Here is a 647-nt window from a genome sequence, read left to right as displayed (position 1 = left end):
GTGATCTACACGTCGGGTTCGACTGGGAAGCCCAAGGGTGTCGTCGTGACGCATGCCGGGTTGGCGGGTTTGGTGTCGGCGGAGCGTGAGCACTATTCGGTGACCGCGGAGTCGCGGGTGCTGCATATTTGCTCGCCGAGTTTCGACGTGTCGGTGTTGGAATTGCTGCTTGCCTTCAGTTCGGGCGCGACGTTGGTGATCGCTCCGCCGTCGGTTTTCGGTGGAGCCGAGCTTGCCGAGTTGGTTGCCGCGGAGCGCGTGAGCCATATGTTGATCACTCCGGCGGCGCTTGGATCCGTTGATCCGGCGGGTCTGGATGATTTGCGGGTGGTTGTTGTCGCTGGTGACGCGTTCGGTCCCGAGTTGGTGTCGAGGTGGGCGCCGGGTCGGCAGTTCTTCAATGGTTACGGCCCGACCGAGGCGACGATCCTTGCGACGAGCAGTGCGGCACTGCAGCCTGGGGAACCGCTCACGATCGGCTCGACGATACGTGGCGTGGGTGCCGCTGTTCTGGACATGCGATTGAATCCGGTACCGGAGGGTGTGGCGGGAGAACTGTACCTGTCGGGTGTCCAACTGTCACGCGGATATCTACGCCGTCCAGGCCTGACGGCCGAACGCTTTGTGGCGAGCCCGTTCGGAAACGC

At 63.2% G+C, this 647-nt stretch carries 1 protein-coding gene; it reads left to right on the top strand.

All coding sequences use genetic code 11. From position 1 onward, the window contains the following. On the top strand, positions 1 to 647 hold a 647-nt coding region (locus tag MLGJGCBP_RS23705; RefSeq protein ID WP_160098504.1), incomplete at both ends, for an AMP-binding protein.

Origin of the sequence: Rhodococcus sp. T7, from assembly GCF_009872365.1 — a bacterium.
Taxonomy (GTDB): domain Bacteria; phylum Actinomycetota; class Actinomycetes; order Mycobacteriales; family Mycobacteriaceae; genus Rhodococcus_F.
The sequence above is the reverse complement of the archived record's forward strand: the minus strand, read 5'-3'. Positions and strand labels throughout refer to the sequence as shown.